Genomic DNA, 20,318 nt, shown 5'->3' with positions numbered 1-20,318 from the left:
GTGCCGCGCCCGCCAAGGGGACCCAGCGCCGGCATCCGGCACCGCGGGCGAGGACTCAGGTCAGGCTCGCCCGCATCACGGTGTGACCGTTGTCGACCTGGCGGATCTCGACCGAGGCGATCTGCGCCACGGACAGAGTGGACACCCCGACCGGGTGCATGATCCGGTCCGGCCGGGCCGTCCAGTCGCGCAGCTCGGTGGCCTTGCCGGCCCGGTCGACGACCCAGATGGCGTAGTCGATCCGGTAGTCCCCGCCGGAGGCTGCACTGTCGGGACGCGTGGGCGACGGCGTCAAGCTGCTTGACGTCGCGCTCGCACCACCCGTCTGCCGCGCGTACTGGCACTCCACCCGCAGCTCGGTCCCGTTCGCGATCGGCACGACATCCACGACGGCCGTCATCAGCGACGGCTCGACGGCCGTGAACGCCAACCGCCCGGGGGCGGTCAGCGGCCCAGTGGTGCGGGTCGACCCAGCGGTGGCCCCCGGGCCGGGTGAACCGTCGCGCCCGGCCGACGACACGGCATACCCACCGACGCCTCCGATGAGGAGAGCGGCGGCCGCCGCGGCCAGCGGAGCCAGCCACCGGCGGGACAACGGTGACTCGGGTGCGACCGGTAGGACGGGCATCAGCGAGGCGGGTGGCTGCAGGTCTCCCCCACCGTCGATGTCCATCGCGAGGACCTCGCCCGGTGGCAGCTGGGCGAGCAGGCCCGGCATACCGGCCAGCTCGGCGACAGCGGCCCGGCACGCGGCGCACCCCGCGAGGTGCGACTCGTACTCGCGTCGCTCGGCGACCGGCAGGGCACCGAGCACGTAGGCGGCGTCCCAGTCGGTGTAGTCGTCGGGGCTGCTCATGGGCTCGTCACCCCCTTCTCCTGCAGGACGAGACGCAGGCTGCGCAGCCCATAGTGGAGCCGTGACTTCACGGTCCCCTCGGGCACCCTCAGCTCGGCGGCGATCTCGGCCACCGTTCTCCCTTCGTAGTACGCGGCGGCGATGACCTGTCGGTGCTCGCGCGACACCGAGCCCAGCGCGTCCGCGATCAACCACCGGTCCAGGACCTCGCCCGACCGGTCACCGACGCCCGCCTCGACAAAGTCGATGCCAGCCACCTCGTGCCGGGACGCGGCACTGCGCCAGCGGTCGACGACGAGGTTGCGCACGACGGTGAAGAGCCACGCGCGGGCCTGTGGTTCGGAGCGGGTGCCCAGGGCGGGGTCGCGCCAGGCACGCAGGAGCGACTCCTGCACGACGTCCTCGGCGACCTGCGGGTCACGGGTCAGTCGCAGCGCGAACCGCCACAGCTCCGAGGCATGGCGGTCGTGCAGACCCTGGAGGGCCGCTTCCCGCTGACTCGCCGCCACCAACCCGCTCCTTCGACCCTCGGAAGCCGACACGACCGATCCTCCCCGGTCGGGGAAGTCTCCGTAAAGGACGAGACACCACCCGTCCGGGTTCACCCGGTGAGCCGGGCAGGTGAACCACACCGGCCTCGGCTACGTTCCTGCGACATGGAGATCAACGGACTTCCCGCACACGCCCTGCTGGTGCACCTCGTCGTCGTGCTGTTGCCGCTGACCGCCGTGGCCGCCATCGTCGTGAGCGCGTGGCCCGCTGCCCAGCGCAAGCTGACCTTCCTCGTCCCCCTGGGAGCAGTGGTCGGTGCCATCGCCGTGCCGATCACGACCCGGGCCGGCGAGGACCTCGCGAAGAAGCTCGGCAACCCGCCCTTCATCGACAAGCATGCGAACTTCGGCGACATGGTGCTCCCCTGGGCCGCCGCCCTGGCCGTGACGACGCTCGCGCAGTGGCTCTACCTGCGTCGCGGCGGCGCGACCGCGCCACGGCTGGTGCTCGCGGTGCTGGTGATCGCGAGCGCCATCGGCACCGCGACCATCGTCGCGCTCACCGGCGACTCGGGCGCTCGCGCCGTCTGGGGCAACCGCTAGGGGCAACCGCTGAAAGGTGGCCTCCGGGTCGGAGCGGGAACTACCGGATCTCCGGCAGTTTCGCTTCCAACAGGGCTAGGACGCGGTCGGCAGGGTGAGGATCTCGGCCCCGTCGTCGGTGATGGCGATGGTGTGCTCGCTGTGCGCCGTGCGACACCCGGTCGCGCTGCGCAGGGTCCACCCGTCGTCGTCGGTGACCAGCTCGTCCGTGTCGGCCATGATCCACGGCTCGAGGGCGAGCAACAGCCCGGGCCGCAGCGGGTAGCCACGACCCGGGCGCCCGAAGTTGGACACGTGCGGGTCCTGGTGCATCGTCGACCCGATGCCGTGCCCGCCGAACTGCGTGTTGACCCGGTACCCGGCCTCGGTGAGGACCGTGCCGATGGCGTGCGACAGGTCCCCGATCCGAGCACGGGGCCGGGCGGCGGCGATGCCCGCGGCCAGCGCACGCTGCGTGGTCTCGACCAGGGCGACGCTCTCCGGCTGGCTCGACCCACCCACCACGAAGCTGATCGCCGAGTCGGCGGCCACTCCGGCCTTGAGGACGGCCAGGTCGAGCGTCAGCAGGTCGCCGTCGGCCAACGCGTAGTCGTGGGGCAGGCCGTGGAGCACCGCGTCGTTGACCGAGGTGCAGATGTAGTGCCCGAACGGTCCGCGCCCGAACGACGGCTCGTAGTCGACGTAGCAGGACTGCGCCCCGGCGTCGCGGATCATCGCCTTGGTCCAGCGGTCGATGTCGAGCAGGTTCGTGCCGACCGTGGCGCGGCTCTTGACCGCCTGCAGGATGTCGGCGACGAGGGCGCCACTCTCCTTGGCCCGCACCAGCTCGGCGGAGCTCAGGATCTCGATCACGGGGTCGCCTCAGTCATGCGACCCACTATGGCAACCACCGTGACCGGCCGCGCGACCACCCTGCGTCAGGCGCCGGCGACGCGTCGCTCAGGAGCCTCGTCGTATGCCGCGTACTCGGTGTCGGCGTCGCCGACCAGGTCCGCGGAGGTGGGGGCGGGACGGGTGACCCGCGCCTTCATCGTGTACGTCGGGCGGGGCACCGGCACCGGGTCCCAGGTGAGCGGGATGTCGTCCTCGTCCACGAGCGGGCGGGCCGGGGCGGCGGGCGCGGCGACTGGCGTGGCCACGCGGGCAGCGGCCGGCTGTCGGAGGCTGGTCTCGACGGCCTGGACGTCGTAGAGCTCGCCCCGCACAGGGACCGGCGCCGAGGTCGGCACCTCGTCGGCGATCTCGGCCCCAGCGGTGACCGGAGCGGTTTCGGCGATGGGCGCGGCCGGGGCGGTCTGCGGCGCAGGCTCGGCGGTGCGTCGCTCGGCGACCGGGCGTGGCTGGCCGGCTCGGCGACTGGCCTGGCGGGCTGCCAGCCGGGCACGACGCTGGGCCTGCGCGTCGGCGCGCGACCACGCGAGGGCAGCACCGACGGCGACGACCGGGACGGCCACGGCGTACAGCGGCACGAGCGAGACGGCGACGAGGGTGCCCACCACGACGACCGTGGCGAGGGCGCCGAGCATGATGACGGCCCGGGTGCGCCGGGCCGACGGCAGGGCACGAGGCGTGGGTGCCTCGTCCTCGGCGGGTGGCGCGGTCGGGGCGGGAGACGGGGTCGGCGTGCTGGGCGTCGTCTCGGCCCGCTTCACGAGCACCTGGGGGCGCGCGGCGCGAGCCGGCGTCACGGCATACGAACGAGGCTGGGGCGTCGAGAGGTTCGACGCGGGCAGCGGGCTGCGGCGCTCGAGGACGCGCATCGACTCGGAGAACTGGTCGACCGAGCGCGCGGTGGCGAGGTGCTCGCGGCGACGGACCCAGTACTGCACGAAATAGGCAGCCCAGACCGCAATGATGACGAGGAAGACGAGACTGCTGGGCTGCACGGATACGACGTTAGGTGTCTCGAGTCGGTGCGCCGGGGACGTGGGGCGGTGTGTCGCCAATGTGACTGGTGTGATTGGTGTGCATTCGCTCGAGCAGGGATCGGCCCCGGAGGTCCTCGGTCGTCAGCGCGAACGTCCGGTGGTCGCGCCAGGCCCCGTCAATGTGCAGGTATGCCGCCCGCACCCCTTCGTCGCGGAAGCGCAGCTTCTGCACGACGCGCAGGCTGTTGACGTTCTCGGGGCGGATGTTGACCTCGATCCGGTGCAGCCCCATCGGCCCCAGGGCGTGGTCGCCGGCCAGGGCCAGCGCGGTGGGCGCGATGCCCCGACCCGCGACCGACTCGTCGACCCAGTACCCCGCCGCCACGGACAGCAGGGAGCCGTAGGAGATGCCGAAGAGCACCATCTGCCCGACGATCCGGTCGTCCAGCCGGACGACGAGCGGGAGCATCCGACCCGCCTTGGCCTCGGCGCGGTAGTGCCGGACGAGGGTGGGGAAGGAGACGTAGGTCGGCTCACGCTCGGGCGACGTCGCATCCCAGGGGCCCAGCCAGTGCCGGTTGCGGCTGCGGACCTCGACCCACTCCCCCCGGTCCCGCCGGCGCAGCGGGTCGAGCACCAGCTGCTCTCCGCCCGGGGTCTCGCCCCGGAGCACGACGGGCCAGGTGGCCATCAGTGGTCGCCGCCGCGAATCTGCGAGAGTGCGTGCGGCAAGACCGCCTCGAGCACCCCCAGCCCGTCACGGACGCCACCGGTCGACCCGGGCAGGTTGACCACCAGCGTGCTGCCGGCGATCCCGACCAACCCCCGAGACAGGGCGGCGGTCGGCACTCCGGCAGCCAGCCCGGCGCCGCGGATCGCCTCGGCCAGGCCCGGCACCTCGCGGTCGAGCACCGCGTGGGTCGCCTCGGGGGTGCGGTCGGTGGGCGAGAGCCCGGTGCCCCCGGTGGTCACCACCACGTCGGGGGTCGCAGCCAGGGCCGCCTCGAGCGCCTCGGCCACCTCCGGACCGTCGGGCACGACCAACGGGTCACCGACCTCGAAACCCCACTGCCGCAGGGTGTCCACGATCAGCGGGCCGCCACGGTCGGGGTAGACGCCCCGGGCCGCCCGCGAGGAGCAGGTGATGACGATCGCCCGGCCAGCCGAGCCGGAGGTGGCTGGCTCGCTCACGGCTCCTCCACCCAGTCACCCGACCGACCGCCGGACTTGGCGGTCACCCGCACGTCGGTGATCCGCGCGTGCTTGTCGACCGCCTTGACCATGTCGATGAGGGCGAGCGCCGCGACCGACACCGCCGTCAGGGCCTCCATCTCGATGCCGGTGCGGTCGGCGGTGCGCACCGTCGCGCGGATGTCGACACCGTCGTCGACGACCACCAGGTCGACCTCGACCGCGTGGACGGCGACCGGGTGCGCCAGCGGGATGAGCTCCGGGGTCCGCTTCACCGCCTGGATCCCGGCGATGCGGGCGACCGCGAGCGCGTCACCCTTGGGCACGGTGCCGTCGCGAAGGGCGGCGACCGCTGCGGTCGAGAGCAGCACCCGTCCCGCGGCTGAGGCCTGCCTGGCGGTGACGGCCTTGGCCGAGACGTCGACCATGTGGGCGGTGCCGTCGGGGCGCACGTGGGTGAGGCCCGGGCCCCGCTCGGCCGCGTCAGCGGCCCCTACGGGGTCGGAGGTGACTGGCAGTTCGGAGGTCACGGGCTGTTCGGGTGTCACTGGGTGTTCGGTTGTCACTGGCCCTCCCTCCCGAGCAGCGGCAGGCACATCAGCTCGTCGCCCGCGGCGACCTCGGAGACGTCGGCCGGGATCACCGCCAGCGCATCGGCCGCGGCGAGGGCGCCGAGCATGTGCGACCCCTGCCCGCCGGCCAGCCGGGCCCGGTCGTCGTCGAGCACCACGCGCACGAACTCCATCTTCCCCGGCACCGACCGGAACGGCTCGGCGGCGACGGCGGGCACGTAACCCGGCGGGTACGACGGCTCGGGGCGACCAGCCATCGCCCGCAGGGCGGGTGCGACAAAGACGTGGAACGAGACGAGGGCGCTGACCGGGTTGCCGGGGAGGGTGAACACCGGCACCTGGTCCTCGCCGAGCACGCCGAAACCCTGCGGCATACCGGGTCGCATCGCGACCTTGTCGAACTGCACCGTCCCGACGCGGGACAGCACCTCCTTGACCGTGTCGAAGGCGCCCATCGACACCCCGCCGGTCGTGATGATCACGTCGGCGCGGACGAGCTGGCCCTCGAGGGTGTCGAGCAGGGTGCGGGCGTCGTCGGGCACGCCGCCGACCCGGAACGGCGTGGCCCCCACTGCCGTCACCGCGGCGGTCAGCATCACCGAGTTGGAGTCGACGATCTGGCCGAAGCCGGGGGTGCGGCCGACCTCGACGAGCTCGTCGCCGGTCGAGACCACGACCACGCGCGGCCGGGGCACGACCCGCACCCGCGAGATGCCGGCCGCCGCGAGGAGGGCGATCTGCCCCGGGCCGAGCAGCGTGCCGCGGCGCAGCACGACGTTGCCGGCCTCGACGTCCTCCCCGACCTCGCGGACGTGCGCACCGACGCCGCGCGTCTCGCGGATCTGGACCTTCACGACGCCACCGTCAGTCGCCTCGACGGGCACGACCGCATCGGCTCCGTGCGGCATCGGCGCACCGGTCATGATCCGCATCGTCTGGCCCGTCGCCAGCGAGAGCGCCTTGGTGTTGCCGGCCGCGATGTCGTTGACGACCGGGAGCACGACAGGCGAGTCGGGGGTGGCCGTCGCCACATCAGCGGCGTGCACGGCATACCCGTCCATGGCGGAGTTGGTGAAGCCGGGCAGCGAGCCGCGCGCCTCCACGTCGACGGCAAGGACGCAGCCCTGGGCATCGAGGACGCCGAAGTCGAAGGGCCGGATCACCTTGACGGTGGCCAGGATCCGCTCGAGGTGCTGCTCGACGCTGATCACGGGACAGCCATTTCTTCGGCGCTGAGGGTGGTGCCGTCGGGGATGCTCCACGGCTCGTCGGTCTCGACCACGACGTCGCCGACGCACCGGATGCCGGCTCCGAAGGTGACGTCCCCGCGGACCGCCAACGACGTGCACTCGACGAGCGAGGGCGCCTCCTCCGGGAAGCGCGCGTCGAAGTCGTCGATCAGCGTGTAGTGCCCATCGAGGTCGACGCGGGGGTCAGGCCGATCGGTCTGCGCGACGACCTCGTGGCCGTCGCCGAAGCCGTAGAGGTCGGAGCGCAGCAGCAGGAGCTCGTTCGTGGTCTTGACCGGCCGGAACCGCCGACGCGGCACGTGCACGGCGCGCGACCCGTCGAACACCTCGATCGCCGTGCCCATGGCCGACTCGACCTGGATCACCGGAGTCGAGTCGGAGCGGCTGGGGTCGACTGACTTGCGGTTGATGATGATCGGCAGCCCCAGGACGCCGTCGCGGGCCTCGAGCTGCTCGTGCAGGGCGTCGAGGTCGACCCACAGGTTGTTGGCGTGGAAGAGCGCGTGCCGGTCGGTGTCCTCGAAGTACTGCTCGTCCTCCGGCGCCACCATCGCGCGCTCGCGCAGCACGACCCGGCCGTCGCTGCGGCGGACCGCGAGGTGACCGCCCTTGCGGTCGTTGACCGTGCGCTCGCAGACCTCCGACACGTAGGTGATCGACTCGCGGGCCATCCAGGCCGGGATCGCCGGGTCGCAGGTCGCTCCGAGGTTGTCGGAGTTCGACAGGAACGCGTAGCGGAAACCCTTGTCACGCAACGCCTGGAGCACTCCGCTCGCGGCGAGGGCGACGTAGACGTCGCCGTGACCGGGCGGACACCACTCGAGGTCGGGGTCGTCCGGCCACGAGACCGGAGTGAGGTCGTCGGCGCGGAGCTTGGGCTCGGCGTTCTGGAGGAAGTCGAGCGGCAGCCCGTCGACCGGGAGGTCGGCATAGGCGGCGAGCACTTCGAGCGACTGCTCCCGCGTGCGGAACGAGTTCATCAGGACCAGCGGCACCGGCACGCCGTGTCGCTCCCTGAGCGCGAGCACCTGCCGGGCCACGACGTCGAGGAAGGTCAGGCCGTCGCGCACCTCCAGCACCGACTTCGGCCCCGAGAGGCCCATGCTCGTGCCCAGCCCGCCGTTCAGCTTCACGACCGCGGTGTGCGCCAGCGCCTGCGCCTGCTCGTCCGCGTCGCTGGTGAGGTCCTCGAGCCGTGGCACGTCGGTCAGCGGCTCGATGTCGGACTCCGGGATGAGACCGGTGTTGCCCGCCTCGAGCTGGGCGTAGGCATCTTGGAAGACGTGTACCGCGAGGGGGTCCACCCCGCGCTGCGTCATGCGCTCGACTGCCTGCGCCAGCCCGTCCTTGCTCATGGGCGGCAGCCTAGTGGGACGATCTGGGCGTGCATCCGAACACCAAGACGGCAGTGCGACAACGTCTGCGCGAGCTGCGCCGCGAGCGCGTCCCCGGGCGCGACCGGGCCAGGGACGCGGCCGAGCTCGAGCTCGCCGCCCTCGAGGTGGTGTATGCCGCGGGGCTGGCTCCCGGCGACTGGGTCGCGGCCTACGAGGCCACTCCTCTCGAACCACCCACCGAAGCCCTGGTCGCGGCGTTCGTGGCACGCGGCATACGGGTCATGGTGCCGGTCACGCTCGAGGACTGGGACCTGGACTGGCGTGAGGTGCACTCCGTCGGGGAGGCGCCCGGCGAGCTGCTCGGGGTGGAGGCGGTCGCCCGCGCCAAGGTGGCGTTCGTGCCGGCCCACGGGGTGGACCGCGCCGGCACGCGGATCGGCCAGGGCAAGGGCTGCTACGACCGCGTGCTCCCCCGCACCGCTGCCATGGTGGTCGCCGTCGTCCACCCGTGGGAGGTGCTCGACGAGGAGCTGCCACGGGAGCCGCACGACCGGCCGGTGCACTCCGCGATCACGGCTGACAGCGGAGTAACACCCTTCGGCTGACCTTCAGGATTCGGCCAATTGCCCGCTTCCAAAGCCAGGTGTGTCGGCGACACCCGCAGGATTCGGCCAATTGCCCGGTTCCGCGGGGCTCAGCTGGTGGTGCCGCCGGGGATGAGGGTGAGCTCGTCGCCACCGGCGTCGCGGACCGCCTTCTCGGTGAACGGCCAGTCGTAGAGCTGGTTCTTCACCCAGGCATCGGTCTGGTCGCTGTAGTGCGGGCTGTACGTGTGGCCGCTGTTGCCGGTCTGGTTGACCCAGCGCGACTTGTCGAGGTTCGAGAGGTCCACGACCATCCGCATGGACGGCGCCCAGTCGACGTCGAACGCCTTGTCGGAGTCCTCGTCGTCGAGGCCGACGCTGGCGTCCCAGCCGTTGGCGTTCACGATCGCCGACCCGCCGGGCATGTTGATCGGCCCACGGTTGAACAGCTTGGTGACGATGTGCGGGGAGATGTCGTCACCGCCGAGCACCTGGTGGGTCAGGGTGAGCTGGTGCAGCTGCCCCCACTGCCAGTCGGACGGCTCCTTGCCGAGCTCCTTGGTCAGCTGGAGCCGCGCGGCCACCAGGGCCTTGCGGAGGATCTCGGACTGGCCCTCGGCCACGCCGGGCGTGCGCTTGTCGTCCCACCAGGGCGAACCCTGCTTGGTCAGCAGCACGGTCATCGCGCGCATCCACTGGTCGCCGCCGTCGGCGCGCAGGTCCTTGGGCAGCTCGTCGTTGAACGTCAGGTTGAGCAGGTTGGCCCAGACCGCGTTGTAGTAGGCGGCCGCAGCGCCGGACTCGCTGGCGCCGACCGGGTTGGTGAAGTCCCAGCTGCGCAGCAGGTCCTGGGCCTGCTTGGTGAAGTCGTCGTGGCCGAGGTCGACCTTGAGCAGCGCCTTCACCAGGGTGGGGGCGAACTGGCTGCGGGTGTCACCCTGGATCTGCGACATCATCGCGGGCGTGATCTTGGCGTCCTTCTCGACCAGCGACCGGATCCGCTGGGCCCGGTAGCCGTAGTCCCACTCGGTCGTGAGGAACGGCGTCCCACTCTCGGTCACGGCCTGGTTGGCCGCGACGATGAAGCCCTCGGGCGGGTTGTAGCTGTGCGGCATCTCGTCGAACGGCACGTAACCCTTCCAGTCCCACGACGAGACCCAGCCCGGGCGGATCCAGAAGCCCGGCGCGGCCTCCATGTAGCGGCTGCGGACCGGGATCCGGCCGGGCGCCTGGTAGCCGATGTTGCCGGCCGTGTCGGCATAGAGCAGGTTCTGTGACGGCACCGCGAAATCCTTTGCGGCCGTGCGGAACTGCTCGAAGTTCTGGGCGGTGTTGAGACCGAAGATCGCATCAGCGGTCTGGGTCACCTCGATGCCGGTCCACTGGAGGGCGACCTCGTAGGAGCCGGCACTGGGACGACCGTTGACCGGTGGTCGGTCACCGGCGCTGGCGACGTCCTCGATGGCGTCGGACAGGATCGGGCCGTGCACCGTGCTGCGGACCGTGATGGTCTGCTCGCCCCCACCGCCGATCTTGATCGTCTCCGTGCGCATCGTCAGCGGGACCTGCTTGCCGTCCCGCAGGTAGGTGTTGCCCCGCACCTGCTCGAGGAAGAAGTCACTGACGTCGGGGCCGAGGTTGGTGAAGCCCCAGGCGATCGACTGGTTGTGGCCGATGACGACGCCCGGCAGCCCGGAGAACGAGTAGCCGGCGACGTCGAACGGGCAGGAGCTGCCGACCGACCGGCAGTGCAGGCCGACCTGGTACCAGATGCCCGGGATCGAGACCCCGAGGTGCGGGTCGTTGGCCAGCAGCGGCTTGCCGGTGCTGGTGCGGTTGCCGCCCACGACCCACGAGTTTGAGCCGATGCCGTCGCCCCGACCCATCGTGACGGGGACGGCGTTCAGCGCACGCTGCACCACGGCATACGCACGCTCGGCACCGGGAGCGGTCTCGGCGGCGAGCTCGCCCCGGACCTTGGCCCCCGCCTTCGTGCCGGCGGCGCCAGCGCCGACCTTGGCCGCGGTGGCCGGGACGGCCGAGTTCGCGGAGGTGGAGGAGGACGAGGCGAGCGGCGACCAGTCCTGGCCGGAGAGGATCGGCTTGTTCGCGTTGTAGTCGTAGGCCGGGTAGAGCTCGTTGATCTGGTTGATCGACATCGAGCCGGCGAGGCGGGCCCGCATCAGCTCGGCGGTGTAGTCGCCACGCAGGTCCCAGGCCATCGCCTTGAGCCAGGCGAGGGAGTCGGCGGGGGTCCACTCCTCGACGCGGTAGTTCTTCACCTTCTGCCCCAGCACGACGTACTCGAGCGACATCTTCGCCGGGTCGCCCTGCTGCTTGATGTAGGCGTTGACGCCGTCGGCGTAGGCCTGCAGGTAGCGGCGGGTCTCGGGCTTGAGGGTCGGCAGCTCGGCCTCGGCGACCCGGCGCCAGCCGAGCGTGCGGATCACGCGGTCGGTCTCGAGGCCGCCCTCGCCGACCAGCTCGGACAGCCGGCCGGCCGTGATGTGGCGGCGCAGGTCCATCTCGAAGAACCGGTCCTGGGCGTGCACGAAGCCCTCGGCCCGGAACAGGTCGTCGCTGCTGTCGGCGTAGATCTGCGGGATCCCCCGGTCGTCGCGCAGGACGCTGACCTTGCCGGACAGGCCCGGCACCTGGATCTGGCCCTCCGTCGTCGGGAACGGACGTCGCACCCACGTGACCGCGAGAACCGCGACAATTCCGAGGACGACGACGAGCAGAGCAGCCACGGCCACAGCGATGCGGCGGGCAAGAATGGCGCGAGACACCCTGCGAGACTATCCGCACCACACCAAGGGAAAGGACGTGACCGGCCGTGCGCGCTGCGATCCTCCCGGGTGTGGCTCCCGACCTCGTGAACGGGCTCCCGTGGGCCGGGTCGTCCGACGCGTTCACGCTCCACGAGCTCACGCCGGCGCTGCTGATCGGCTCGCTGGTGCTGCTGGTCTCGGTGGCCGCCGTGCGCCTGTCCCTGAAGTCCGGGCTGCCCTCCCTGCTCATCTACCTGGGCATCGGACTGGCCATCGGCGAGGCCGGACCGTTCCTCCAGATCCGGTTCGACTCCAACGAGCTCACCCAGGTGCTCGGCTACGCCGCGCTCATCCTGATCCTCAGCGAGGGCGGTCTCAGCACGAGGTGGGACGGCATCCGCCGCTCGGTCGGCCCGGCCGCCGTCCTGTCGACCGTCGGGGTCATCGTGTCGGTGGCCGTCGTCGCACTGGCTGCGCGGTTCGTGCTGCACCTCGACTGGAACTCCGCCCTGCTGGTCGGCGCGATCCTCTCGTCGACCGACGCCGCCGCGGTGTTCTCGGTGCTACGCCGGGTCCCCCTCCCCCGCCGGATCACCGGCATGCTCGAGGCCGAGTCCGGCTTCAACGACGCCCCGGTGGTCATCCTCGTGACCGCCCTCGCCGCGCGGTCGGCCAACCCCGCGGACGCCGAGGGCTGGTTCACCCTGGCGCTGAAGGCGGTCGCCGAGCTCGGCGCCGGCGCCGCCATCGGCCTCGCCGTGGGCTGGGCGGGGGGCCAGTTCATGCGACGCGCCGCCTCCGGTTCGTCGGGTCTGTTCAGCATCGGCGTGGTGGCCCTCACGGTCCTCGCGTATGCCGCGGCGGCCAGCGTGCACGCCAGCGGCTTCATCGCCTGCTACCTCGCGGCGCTGGTACTGGGCAACCTCAAGCTGCCGCACGGACCGGCCGTCCTCGGCCTCTCCACCGCGCTCGGGTGGTTGGCCCAGATCGGGCTGTTCGTGCTGCTCGGGCTGCTGGCCTCGCCGAGCAAGATGGGCAGCCAGATCCTGCCGGCCATCGTGATCGGGTTGGTGCTGCTGCTGTTCGCCCGACCCCTGTCGGTGCTGGTGTCGGTCTCGCCCTTTCGGCTCGGCTGGCGCGACCAGGTCTTCCTGTCCTGGGCCGGCCTGCGGGGTGCCGTGCCGGTCGTGCTCGCCACGGTGCCGCTCACGGTGGGTGCCCGCAACGTCAGCTGGATCTTCGAGCTGGTCTTCGTCCTCGTCGTGATCTTCACGCTCGTGCAGGCGCCCACCCTGCCCTGGGTGGCCGGGCGCCTGGGCATCGTCGAGGACTACCGCAGCCTCGACCTCGCGGTGGAGGCCACGCCCCTGGAGGAGCTCCAGGCCGAGCTGATGCAGGTCACCGTGGGTCCGGCGTCGAAGCTGCACGGCGTGGAGGTGTTCGAGCTCCGCCTGCCCGAGGGGGCGAACGTCACCCTGGTCGTGCGTGGCGGCAAGGGCTTCGTGCCCGGCAACAACACCGTGCTCCGGCGCGGCGACCAGCTGCTCATCGTCTCCACGGCCGAGGTGAGGACCCTCGCGGAGAAGCGGGTCAGGTCGGTCAGCCAGCAGGGTCGACTGGCGGGCTGGCGCGACCAGGCCCCCCGGGTCAGGGTCCGCGGCGGTCGGCTGCGCGACGCCGGCGCCCGGCTGCGGGAGGTCGGCAGCAGTCGCCGCGAGGGCGGCAGCGGGAAGAAGTAGCCCTCGCGCGGCCTTATAGTTGGCAGTCGAACCCTTACAGTGCCAGCCCGCACAGACCGTGCGCGCCGGCCAGGACGCCCCTTTGGAGGAACAGTGCCGACGTACTCCTACGCCTGCACCGAGTGCGACCACCGCTTCGACGCGGTGCAGTCATTCAGCGACGACTCCCTGACGGTCTGCCCCGAGTGCCAGGGCCGGCTGCGCAAGGTCTTCAACGCCGTCGGCGTCGTGTTCAAGGGTGGCGGCTTCTACCGCACCGACTCGCGCAGCGGCTCGTCCTCCTCCGTGCCGGCCGCCAGCTCGAGCGACTCCAGCTCGTCCAGCTCGTCCAGCTCGTCCTCGGGCTCCGGCTCGTCCTCCTCGGCTTCGACCGCGGCCAAGGCCGACGGCTCGGCCGCCTGAGGCCAGCCCCACCGCAGCCTCGCGGGCTGCCGGCCGCGACCACGCGGCATACCGTCACCGCCCGCCCCGTCCACAGGGCGGGCGTCGTCGTCACGGTGTCCACAGGCCCGCCAGCGGGAGGTGCCGCCGGGAGGCCGCTGCGTAGGCTGCTGGCATGACCTCGACCCCTCGCGCCGACCTCGGCCTCATCGGCGGTTCCGGCTTCTACGAGTTCTTCGAGGCGGCGGAGCGGGTGAGCGTGACCACGCCGTTCGGCGACCCGAGCGACGACCTGGTCATGGGTGAGGTCGACGGTCGGCGGGTGGCGTTCATCGCCCGGCACGGCCAGGGCCACCGGTTCCCTCCCCACCGGGTCAACTACCGCGCGAACCTCTGGGCGCTGCGCTCGGTCGGGGTCCGCCAGGTGCTCGCGCCGTGCGCCGTCGGCTCGCTCAAGCCCGAGCTCGGACCGGGCACGATCGTGGTGCCCGACCAGGTGGTCGACCGCACCTGGGGACGGGAGCACACCGTGTATGCCGCGGAGGGACCGGTCGTGCACGTCGGGTTCGCCGACCCCTACTGTCCGCGCGGACGAGCGGTCGCGCTCCAGTCCGCGACCGCCGCGGACAAGCCGGTCGCCGACGGTGGGACGCTCGTCGTCGTCAACGGGCCCCGGTTCTCCTCCAAGGCCGAGTCGGCCTGGCACCAACAGGCCGGGTGGACGATCGTCGGCATGACGGGCATGCCCGAGGCGTCCATCGCCCGCGAGCTCGCGATGTGCTTCACGACGGTCGCCCTCGTGACCGACCACGACGCCGGGGTCGACGGCGGTGCGGCGGTCACCCACGAAGAGGTGCTCGCCGTCTTCGCCAAGAACGTCGACGGACTCAAGGAGGTGCTGCGGTCCGCGCTCGGGTCGATGCCGGCCGAGGAGCCCGACGACACCGCCGCCTGCCCCTGTCGTCGCGCCCTCGACGGCATCACCCTGCCGTTCGAGCTGCCGGGCTAGGCGAGGTCGATGCCGGTGGCCCTCGACCGACCCGCACCTGCCGACGCCCAGCCTGCGGGTGGGCTGCTCGGGGTGGCCGGGTGGCTGCGTGGCCCGGGTCGGCGCAGGCAGTGGCGCCGACGGGTGGTCCGACGTGCCCTGGCCGTGGTGTGCGCGGTGGCAGCGGCCGCCGGGGTGGTGGAGATCGCGCGGTCCGCCGACCGGCAGCCCATGGAACGGGTCGTCGTCGCGGTGCGCCCACTCGCCGTCGGGGAGATCGCGACCCCGTCAGCCCTGCGTGAGGTCTGGTGGCCCGCCGACCTCGTGCCGGAGGCCAGCGTCCACGAGCTCGGCTCGGTGCTGGGTCGGCCCCTCTCGGTGCCGCTCGGCCGGGGTGAACCCCTCACGCGGACGCGCGTCGCTCGCGACGGGCTGCTGCTCGGCCAGCCCGTCGACATGGTGGCGGTGCACGTCTCGGTGCCTGATCCGGGCCTGCTGGCGATGGTGTCGGCCGGTGACCGGGTCGACCTCTGGGGGCCGGACGGTCCCGTGGCGCGCTCGGTGCTCGTGTTGAGTGTGGACGATTCGTGGGTGACCGACTTCGGGGCGGTCATCCAGGGCCAAGGGTCGTCGAGCGGCTACGACGTCGACGGCGCCGGGTTGGTCGTCTCCGCAGGTCACGACGTCGTGGGCCGCATCCTCTCGGTCCCTGACGACGCGCTCGGCCGCGCCCAGCTCGCCGTGGTGCTCACCCGCGACCGACCCCGGGTGGGCTGAACCCACGCGTCACACCCGTGCCGTGGGCCCCACGGTCGCTAGCGTGGAGCGCGTCAGATCGACAACTAGGGAAAGGTCGCGACACCCATGAAGGGTTTCAAGGACTTCGTCATGCGGGGCAATCTCGTGGAGCTTGCCGTCGCCTTCATCATCGCGGGTGCGTTCGGCACCGTGGTCAAGACCTTCACCGACCTCTTGATGGGGATCATCGGCAAGGCCGGCGGGAAGCCCGACTTCAGCACCTACAAGCCCGGGGGTCTCCCGGTCGGCATCTTCCTCACGGCGCTGGTGTCGTTCCTCATCCTGGCCTTCGTCGTCTACTTCTTCGTGGTGAAGCCCTACGAGGTGGCCAAAGCGCGCTACTCCAAGGTCGAGGAGGACGCCGCCCCGGACGAGAACATCGTCCTGCTGCGGGAGATCCGCGACTCGCTGCGCAGCCGCGCCTGAGCAGCACCACCAGACCACGCAAAGGCGCCGGCCCCTCAGGGGTCCGGCGCCTTCGTGTCCCCTGCCCGCCCCCTGCCCACTTCGGGTCGAGGCAAACCCCCCGAAGTTCACCGGCGGGTTGGAGCTCGACCGGGAGGGTCGCTCAGTCGGAGCCCCAGTGCGGTGGACGCTGCTCGCGCAGGTAGCGGTCGTACGCCGACTCGTCAGGTCGCTCGCCCCAGCCGGTGTCGGTGTCGTCCTTGGTCTGTTCCGTCTGGATGTCGAGGGTCAGGGGCTCGGGCTGGTCCGACGTGGCCGGGGCGATGACCCGCTTGCCCTTGCGACCGCGGACCCGACGCTGCCGGGCGGTGTCGTCTGTCGTCGGCACGAACTCGTCGGCCGACGGGGCGGGCGCCTCCCCGGACTCGTCCATCGGCAGCATCCCCTCGCCACCCCCCGGCGTTGCTGACTCCTCGCCAGCCCCGTGTGTTGCCGACTCCTCGGCGGGCTGCTCGGGAGCGGTCGGCTCTGGAGCGGTCGGCTCTGGAGCGGTCGGCTCTGGGGCGGTCGGCTCGGCGGCGACGGGCACGGCGGCCGCGCGGCCAGCGACGGCCTGCTGCACGGCGGCGTGCACCCGGGCGACGTCACGGGCCGGGTCGCGGAAGAGGTCGGTGGACCAGACGCGGACGTGCATCCAGCCGAGCCGGCCGAGCTGTTCGCCCCGCAGCCGGTCGCGGTCCCGGCTGCTGCGCATCGCGGCATAGACCGGGCCGTCGGTCTCCACGGCGACGAGGACGGTGCCCCTGTGGTCGGGGTCCTCGACCGCGAGGTCGATCGGCTGGCCCGCCGACCCGTAGGCCTCGTGCACGACGAGACCGGTGTCGCGGAGCCGACGGGCGAACTCGGCCCGCAGCGGGTCCGCAGCCGCCAACCTCGTTCCCCATGGACGATGACCCGCAGGAGTGGAGGCGGGGCTGGGGGTCTCGGCGGTGGGCGCGACCGGGAAGGTGCCGTCCGCGGCATACGCCAGGAAGTCCCGGAGCATGATCGCGCCGCGCGCCTTGAGGCGAGCGGGGTCGAGGTCACTGGCGAGCAGCGACGAGACGACCGTCATCCGCCGACGGGAGCGGGTGATGGCGACGTTGAGGCGACGTTCGCCGCCCTCGAGGTTGAGCGGACCGAACCGGTGCAGCACCCGGCCGTGCGGGGTCTTGCCGTAGCCGACCGACAGGATGATGGCGTCGCGCTCGTCACCCTGGACGCGTTCGAGGTTCTTGACGAAGAACCGCTCGGGCCGGTCCTCGTCGAAGAAGTCCCCCACCCCGGCGGCAGCATCGGTGGCGAGGGCCCGTCGCAACGCATCGTCGAGCCGGGTCGCGTGCTTGATGCCGAGCGCGATGACGCCCAGCGACTCGTGGGGCCGCGTCCGGGCGTGCTCGAGGACGAGCTCGACCACCCGCGAGACCTCGGCCTCGGTGGACTCGATGGCCTCCTCGCCGGGCGTGACCACCCCGGAGCCCTCGACCGACTCGAGGCGCACGACCGCGTCGGTGCCGGTGCCGGGGAAGGTGACGAGCGACCCGTCGTACATCTCCTGGTTGGCGAAGGCGACCAGCCGCTCGTCGAGCGAGCGGTAGTGCCAGGACAGCCGGCGGGTCGGCAGCGCGGCGGTGAGCACGTCGAGCACCGACTCGAACCCCTCGGTGAGGGCGTCGGACTCGGGCGCGGCGTCCTCGTCGACCGCCGCGGTGAAGAAGCTGGTCGGCGGCAGCTGCCGCTCGTCGCCGGCCACGACGACCTGGTGGGCGCGCGAGATGGCGGACACGGCCTGCGCGGGCGGGATCTGCGAGGCCTCGTCGAAGATCACCACGTCGAACCAGCGCCCGGGCGGCAGCACCGAGGCGACCACCAGCGGCGACATCGCCCAGGCGGGCTTGGCGGCGGTGAGGGTCTCGGCGGCCTTGGGCAGCAGCTCGCGCAGGGGGCGGTGGCGACGCGCCTTGCCGGCCTCCGCGCGCACCAGCGCCTCCTGGTCGGGGTGGTCGGCCAGCACCTCGCGCAGCCGTCGCCCGGCCCCGGCCCGCACCCGGTCGGCGCTGACGCGCAGGTGGGCGTGGTCGGCGGCGACGTACTCGCGGGCGACGCGTTGCAGCTGCGCGCCGTCGTGGGCGCCGTAGCGCGGGTCGCGCACGGTGAGGTCCTCGGACAGCGAGGTCCACCAGACGAAGTCGAGCTCGGCGGCGACGTCGTCCGGCTCGACGCCGCGTCGGGCGAGGTCGTCGAGCAGCGCTCCCATCCCGGACTCACGCAGGGCGTCGAGGGTCCCGAGGACCTGCGGTACCACGGTGAGGCGGTCGGGTCGGGCGTCGAGCTCGGCCATCCGCTCACGCAGCTCGCCGAGAGTGGCCCCGAACAGGTCGCCGCCCCCGTGGGTGGTGGCGAGTCGCTCGCCCAGCCAGGTGAGGTCGGCCGACAGTGCTTCGTATGCCGCGCGCGCCCGGTCGAGGTCGACCGGGATCTCGGGGCGGCCGCCCGCGCCGGCCATCTGCTGCCAGGCGAGGCGCTGGGTCTGCGCATCGAGCAGGGCCGCGTGCAGGTCGGCCGGCGGCGGTCCGGGGCGCAGGAGCGAGCGGGCCTGTCGGCGCAGCCGCCAGCGCGAGTACCAGCCCAGCGCAACGCCGTCCGCCGCACGCTGTGCCTTGGTGCCGGTCGCTGCGACGAGCTCGCCGAGGGGGATGTCGAAGATCTCCGGGCGGAACACCTCGAGGGTGTCGCGGACCCGGCCGACCGAGTCGAGCACGTCGCCCCAGTCACCGGTGCGGTCGGCCTGCGGCAGCCGCACGTCGGAGAACACCTCGTGCATGGTCTGCTCGACGTCCTGGAGCCCGCCCTGGCTGAGACGGCTGGTGATGTCGCGGGCGCGCACGGCTTCCTCGGAGGTGGCGATGCGGGCGCAGAACCACGGGTCGGTGCCCTCCTGCGTCGACCAGGCGCCCAGGCTCGCGGCCTCGGTCAGCTGTCGCCCGAGCTCCTGGACGCGCTGGCGGTCCAGCCCGGCGAGCTGCTCGCCGCGCACCCGGACCCGGGACGTGGGCGGGTGGGGGAGGCTGCCGAGGGTGGAGATGGCCTCCTGCGCCTGGTGCGCGGAGACGCCCCAGGGCTGGCGCACCTCGTGGAGGGCGGCGGCGTGCTGCACCAGGGTGGCTCGCCGGTCGACGAGGGCCTGCTCGATCTCGGTGGTGTCGGGGTCCTGCACCTGGCTGCCCCGCTCGAGCGCGGCGCCGAACTGCTGCGCCAGACGGCGCCGGTTGCTCGCGCCGTCGTAGGCGTCGAGGACCAGGTCGCCGAGGCCCACGCCCTCGAGCCGCGACAGCACGGCGTCGATCGCGGCCCGCTTCTCGGCGACGAAGAGCACCCGCTTGCCCTCGCCCGCGAGGCTGGCGATGAGGTTGGCGATGGTCTGCGACTTGCCGGTGCCGGGCGGGCCCTTGATGACGAGGTGGGCGCCTGACCGGACCGCGTCGATCGCGGCCTGCTGGGTCGAGTCGGCGTCGAGGATGAGCAGCTCGTGCGCCGGGTCGGAGTCGGCCGGCGACTCGGGCACCGAGGTGCGCACCGAGCGCAACGCTCCGGGGTCGCCCGCGAGGGCGGCGATGACGTCGTGGTCGGCGAGCGAATCCCCTTGTGCCGCAAGGTCGGCCACCATCGGCAGCTTGGCGTAGGAGAAGGTGCCGACGACGAGTCGCGGCATGACGCTGAAGTCGGGGACCGACTCGCACAGGCGCGCCAGCTCGACGTAGACGGGGTGCGGGTCGAAGGCGCCGCTGGCGTTGGCCAGCTCCTCGAGCGCGGCGGTGTCGAGGTCGAGACCCTGCTCGGAGCGCAGGTAGTGCTCGAGGACCGGGTTGAGCTCCACGTCGTTGCCGAGGTCGAGGTCGAAGTCCTCCCGGGCGGCGCCGGTGGGCTTGAGGACGCAGGACCGCAGCAGCACCGGAGCCGCGGGTGCTCGCGACGCACCGCGGACGGTCCAGCTGGCCATGCCGATCGCGATGAATCCGGCCGCGATGCCGCGCTCCTCGGAGAGCTCGAGGGTCTTGGCGCGGATGACCCGGGCCCGGCGGCGGGCCTCGTCGAGGGCGGCCGGCTCGCGGACCAGGTCGGACAGGCGGGTCGGCCGGCCGGCGAGCAGCATGGCCAGGCCACCGGGGTGAGCGGTGGTGAGGTCGAGGGTGCCGCTGGGCAGGTCGCGGTACCAGAGCAGGGTGTTGCGACCACCGAGGTCGACGAGGTGGCGCTGCCAGGCCTTGACCGCCTCGGCGACCCGGGCACCGCGCGGGTCTGCGTCGCGCGCGTCCGTGGCGGGAGCGTCGGTGGCGCGCGTGTCCGTGCCGGGAACGTCAGGCGCGGTCGGGTCGGGGGTGCTTGCGTCAGGGGTCGCCGTCGGCACTGGTGGGGTCTGGTCGGTCGGCGGGGTCACCCAAGCA

18 protein-coding genes are annotated in these 20,318 nt (G+C 72.3%); 7 read left to right on the top strand and 11 right to left on the bottom strand.

Going from position 1 to position 20,318, the window contains the following annotated elements; genetic code table 11:
• Positions 1-55: 55 nt before the first annotated feature.
• Positions 56-856 carry an anti-sigma factor gene (locus tag ASG95_RS22265; protein ID WP_057376634.1) on the bottom strand — a complete coding sequence of 267 codons (801 nt, stop codon included), beginning with the start codon at positions 854-856 and terminating at the stop codon, positions 56-58.
• The gene (locus ASG95_RS03895; RefSeq protein ID WP_056922290.1) at positions 853-1,365 is read right to left on the bottom strand and encodes a sigma-70 family RNA polymerase sigma factor; all 513 of its coding nucleotides are present in this window, start codon (positions 1,363-1,365) and stop codon (positions 853-855) included. The genes ASG95_RS22265 and ASG95_RS03895 overlap by 4 nt, the downstream gene beginning before the upstream one ends.
• A 147-nt stretch (positions 1,366-1,512) precedes the next feature.
• On the opposite strand from ASG95_RS03895, the gene ASG95_RS03890 reads away from it, so the two are divergent.
• Positions 1,513-1,950 carry a DUF2231 domain-containing protein gene (locus ASG95_RS03890; RefSeq protein WP_056922289.1) on the top strand — a complete coding sequence of 146 codons (438 nt, stop codon included), beginning with the start codon at positions 1,513-1,515 and terminating at the stop codon, positions 1,948-1,950.
• Positions 1,951-2,025: 75 nt separating this feature from the next.
• On the opposite strand, the gene map is transcribed toward ASG95_RS03890, so the two are convergent.
• From map to ASG95_RS03855, 7 genes are all read right to left on the bottom strand, one after another.
• Positions 2,026-2,802, bottom strand: a complete 777-nt coding sequence (gene map / locus ASG95_RS03885; protein ID WP_057376633.1) for a type I methionyl aminopeptidase — start codon at positions 2,800-2,802, stop codon at positions 2,026-2,028.
• A 65-nt stretch (positions 2,803-2,867) separates the two neighbouring features.
• Positions 2,868-3,836: a hypothetical protein gene (locus ASG95_RS03880; protein WP_057376632.1), complete on the bottom strand. Its 969-nt coding sequence runs from the start codon at positions 3,834-3,836 to the stop codon at positions 2,868-2,870.
• 10 nt (positions 3,837-3,846) lie between these two features.
• Positions 3,847-4,509, bottom strand: a complete 663-nt coding sequence (locus tag ASG95_RS03875; RefSeq protein ID WP_056922286.1) for a GNAT family N-acetyltransferase — start codon at positions 4,507-4,509, stop codon at positions 3,847-3,849.
• On the bottom strand, positions 4,509-5,009 hold the full coding sequence (locus ASG95_RS03870) for a molybdenum cofactor biosynthesis protein B (RefSeq protein WP_057376631.1): 501 nt from the start codon (positions 5,007-5,009) through the stop codon (positions 4,509-4,511). Before ASG95_RS03870 ends, ASG95_RS03875 begins: the two co-directional genes overlap by 1 nt.
• The gene (gene moaC, locus ASG95_RS03865; RefSeq protein ID WP_057378701.1) at positions 5,006-5,527 is read right to left on the bottom strand and encodes a cyclic pyranopterin monophosphate synthase MoaC; all 522 of its coding nucleotides are present in this window, start codon (positions 5,525-5,527) and stop codon (positions 5,006-5,008) included. The genes ASG95_RS03870 and moaC overlap by 4 nt, the downstream gene beginning before the upstream one ends.
• 44 nt (positions 5,528-5,571) lie before the next feature.
• Complete coding sequence (gene glp, locus ASG95_RS03860) at positions 5,572-6,792, bottom strand: gephyrin-like molybdotransferase Glp (RefSeq protein WP_056922284.1); 1,221 nt, start codon at positions 6,790-6,792, stop codon at positions 5,572-5,574.
• Positions 6,789-8,186 (bottom strand): UTP--glucose-1-phosphate uridylyltransferase, encoded by a 1,398-nt coding sequence (locus ASG95_RS03855; RefSeq protein ID WP_057376630.1) that lies wholly within the window; start codon positions 8,184-8,186, stop codon positions 6,789-6,791. The genes glp and ASG95_RS03855 overlap by 4 nt, the downstream gene beginning before the upstream one ends.
• 29 nt (positions 8,187-8,215) lie before the next feature.
• Between ASG95_RS03855 and ASG95_RS03850 the strand changes: the two genes are divergently transcribed.
• Complete coding sequence (locus tag ASG95_RS03850) at positions 8,216-8,773, top strand: 5-formyltetrahydrofolate cyclo-ligase (RefSeq protein WP_057376629.1); 558 nt, start codon at positions 8,216-8,218, stop codon at positions 8,771-8,773.
• An 89-nt stretch (positions 8,774-8,862) separates the two neighbouring features.
• Here ASG95_RS03850 and ASG95_RS03845 read toward each other — a convergent pair whose 3' ends face one another.
• Entirely contained in the window at positions 8,863-11,541 is a 2,679-nt protein-coding gene (locus ASG95_RS03845) for a penicillin acylase family protein (RefSeq protein ID WP_057376628.1), read from the bottom strand.
• A 47-nt stretch (positions 11,542-11,588) separates the two neighbouring features.
• Here ASG95_RS03845 and ASG95_RS03840 point away from each other — a divergent pair, with 47 nt between their 5' ends.
• The 5 genes from ASG95_RS03840 to mscL all read left to right on the top strand — a co-directional run bounded on the left by ASG95_RS03840 (position 11,589) and on the right by mscL (position 15,855).
• The gene (locus tag ASG95_RS03840) at positions 11,589-13,262 is read left to right on the top strand and encodes a potassium/proton antiporter (protein WP_235543333.1); all 1,674 of its coding nucleotides are present in this window, start codon (positions 11,589-11,591) and stop codon (positions 13,260-13,262) included.
• A 93-nt stretch (positions 13,263-13,355) separates the two neighbouring features.
• Positions 13,356-13,664, top strand: a complete 309-nt coding sequence (locus ASG95_RS03835) for an FmdB family zinc ribbon protein (RefSeq protein ID WP_057376627.1) — start codon at positions 13,356-13,358, stop codon at positions 13,662-13,664.
• 154 nt (positions 13,665-13,818) lie between these two features.
• On the top strand, positions 13,819-14,652 hold the full coding sequence (locus ASG95_RS03830) for an S-methyl-5'-thioadenosine phosphorylase (protein WP_057376626.1): 834 nt from the start codon (positions 13,819-13,821) through the stop codon (positions 14,650-14,652).
• 9 nt (positions 14,653-14,661) lie between these two features.
• Positions 14,662-15,408 carry an SAF domain-containing protein gene (locus ASG95_RS03825; protein WP_057376625.1) on the top strand — a complete coding sequence of 249 codons (747 nt, stop codon included), beginning with the start codon at positions 14,662-14,664 and terminating at the stop codon, positions 15,406-15,408.
• Between the two features lie 87 nt (positions 15,409-15,495).
• Entirely contained in the window at positions 15,496-15,855 is a 360-nt protein-coding gene (gene mscL, locus ASG95_RS03820) for a large conductance mechanosensitive channel protein MscL (protein WP_057376624.1), read from the top strand.
• Positions 15,856-15,997: 142 nt separating this feature from the next.
• Here mscL and ASG95_RS03815 read toward each other — a convergent pair whose 3' ends face one another.
• The gene (locus tag ASG95_RS03815) at positions 15,998-20,311 is read right to left on the bottom strand and encodes an AAA domain-containing protein (protein ID WP_235543331.1); all 4,314 of its coding nucleotides are present in this window, start codon (positions 20,309-20,311) and stop codon (positions 15,998-16,000) included.
• Positions 20,312-20,318: the final 7 nt, after the last annotated feature.

This window comes from Phycicoccus sp. Soil803, assembly GCF_001429685.1.
In the GTDB taxonomy this organism is placed as follows: domain Bacteria; phylum Actinomycetota; class Actinomycetes; order Actinomycetales; family Dermatophilaceae; genus Pedococcus.
This window is presented reverse-complemented; position numbering and strand designations above follow the sequence as displayed.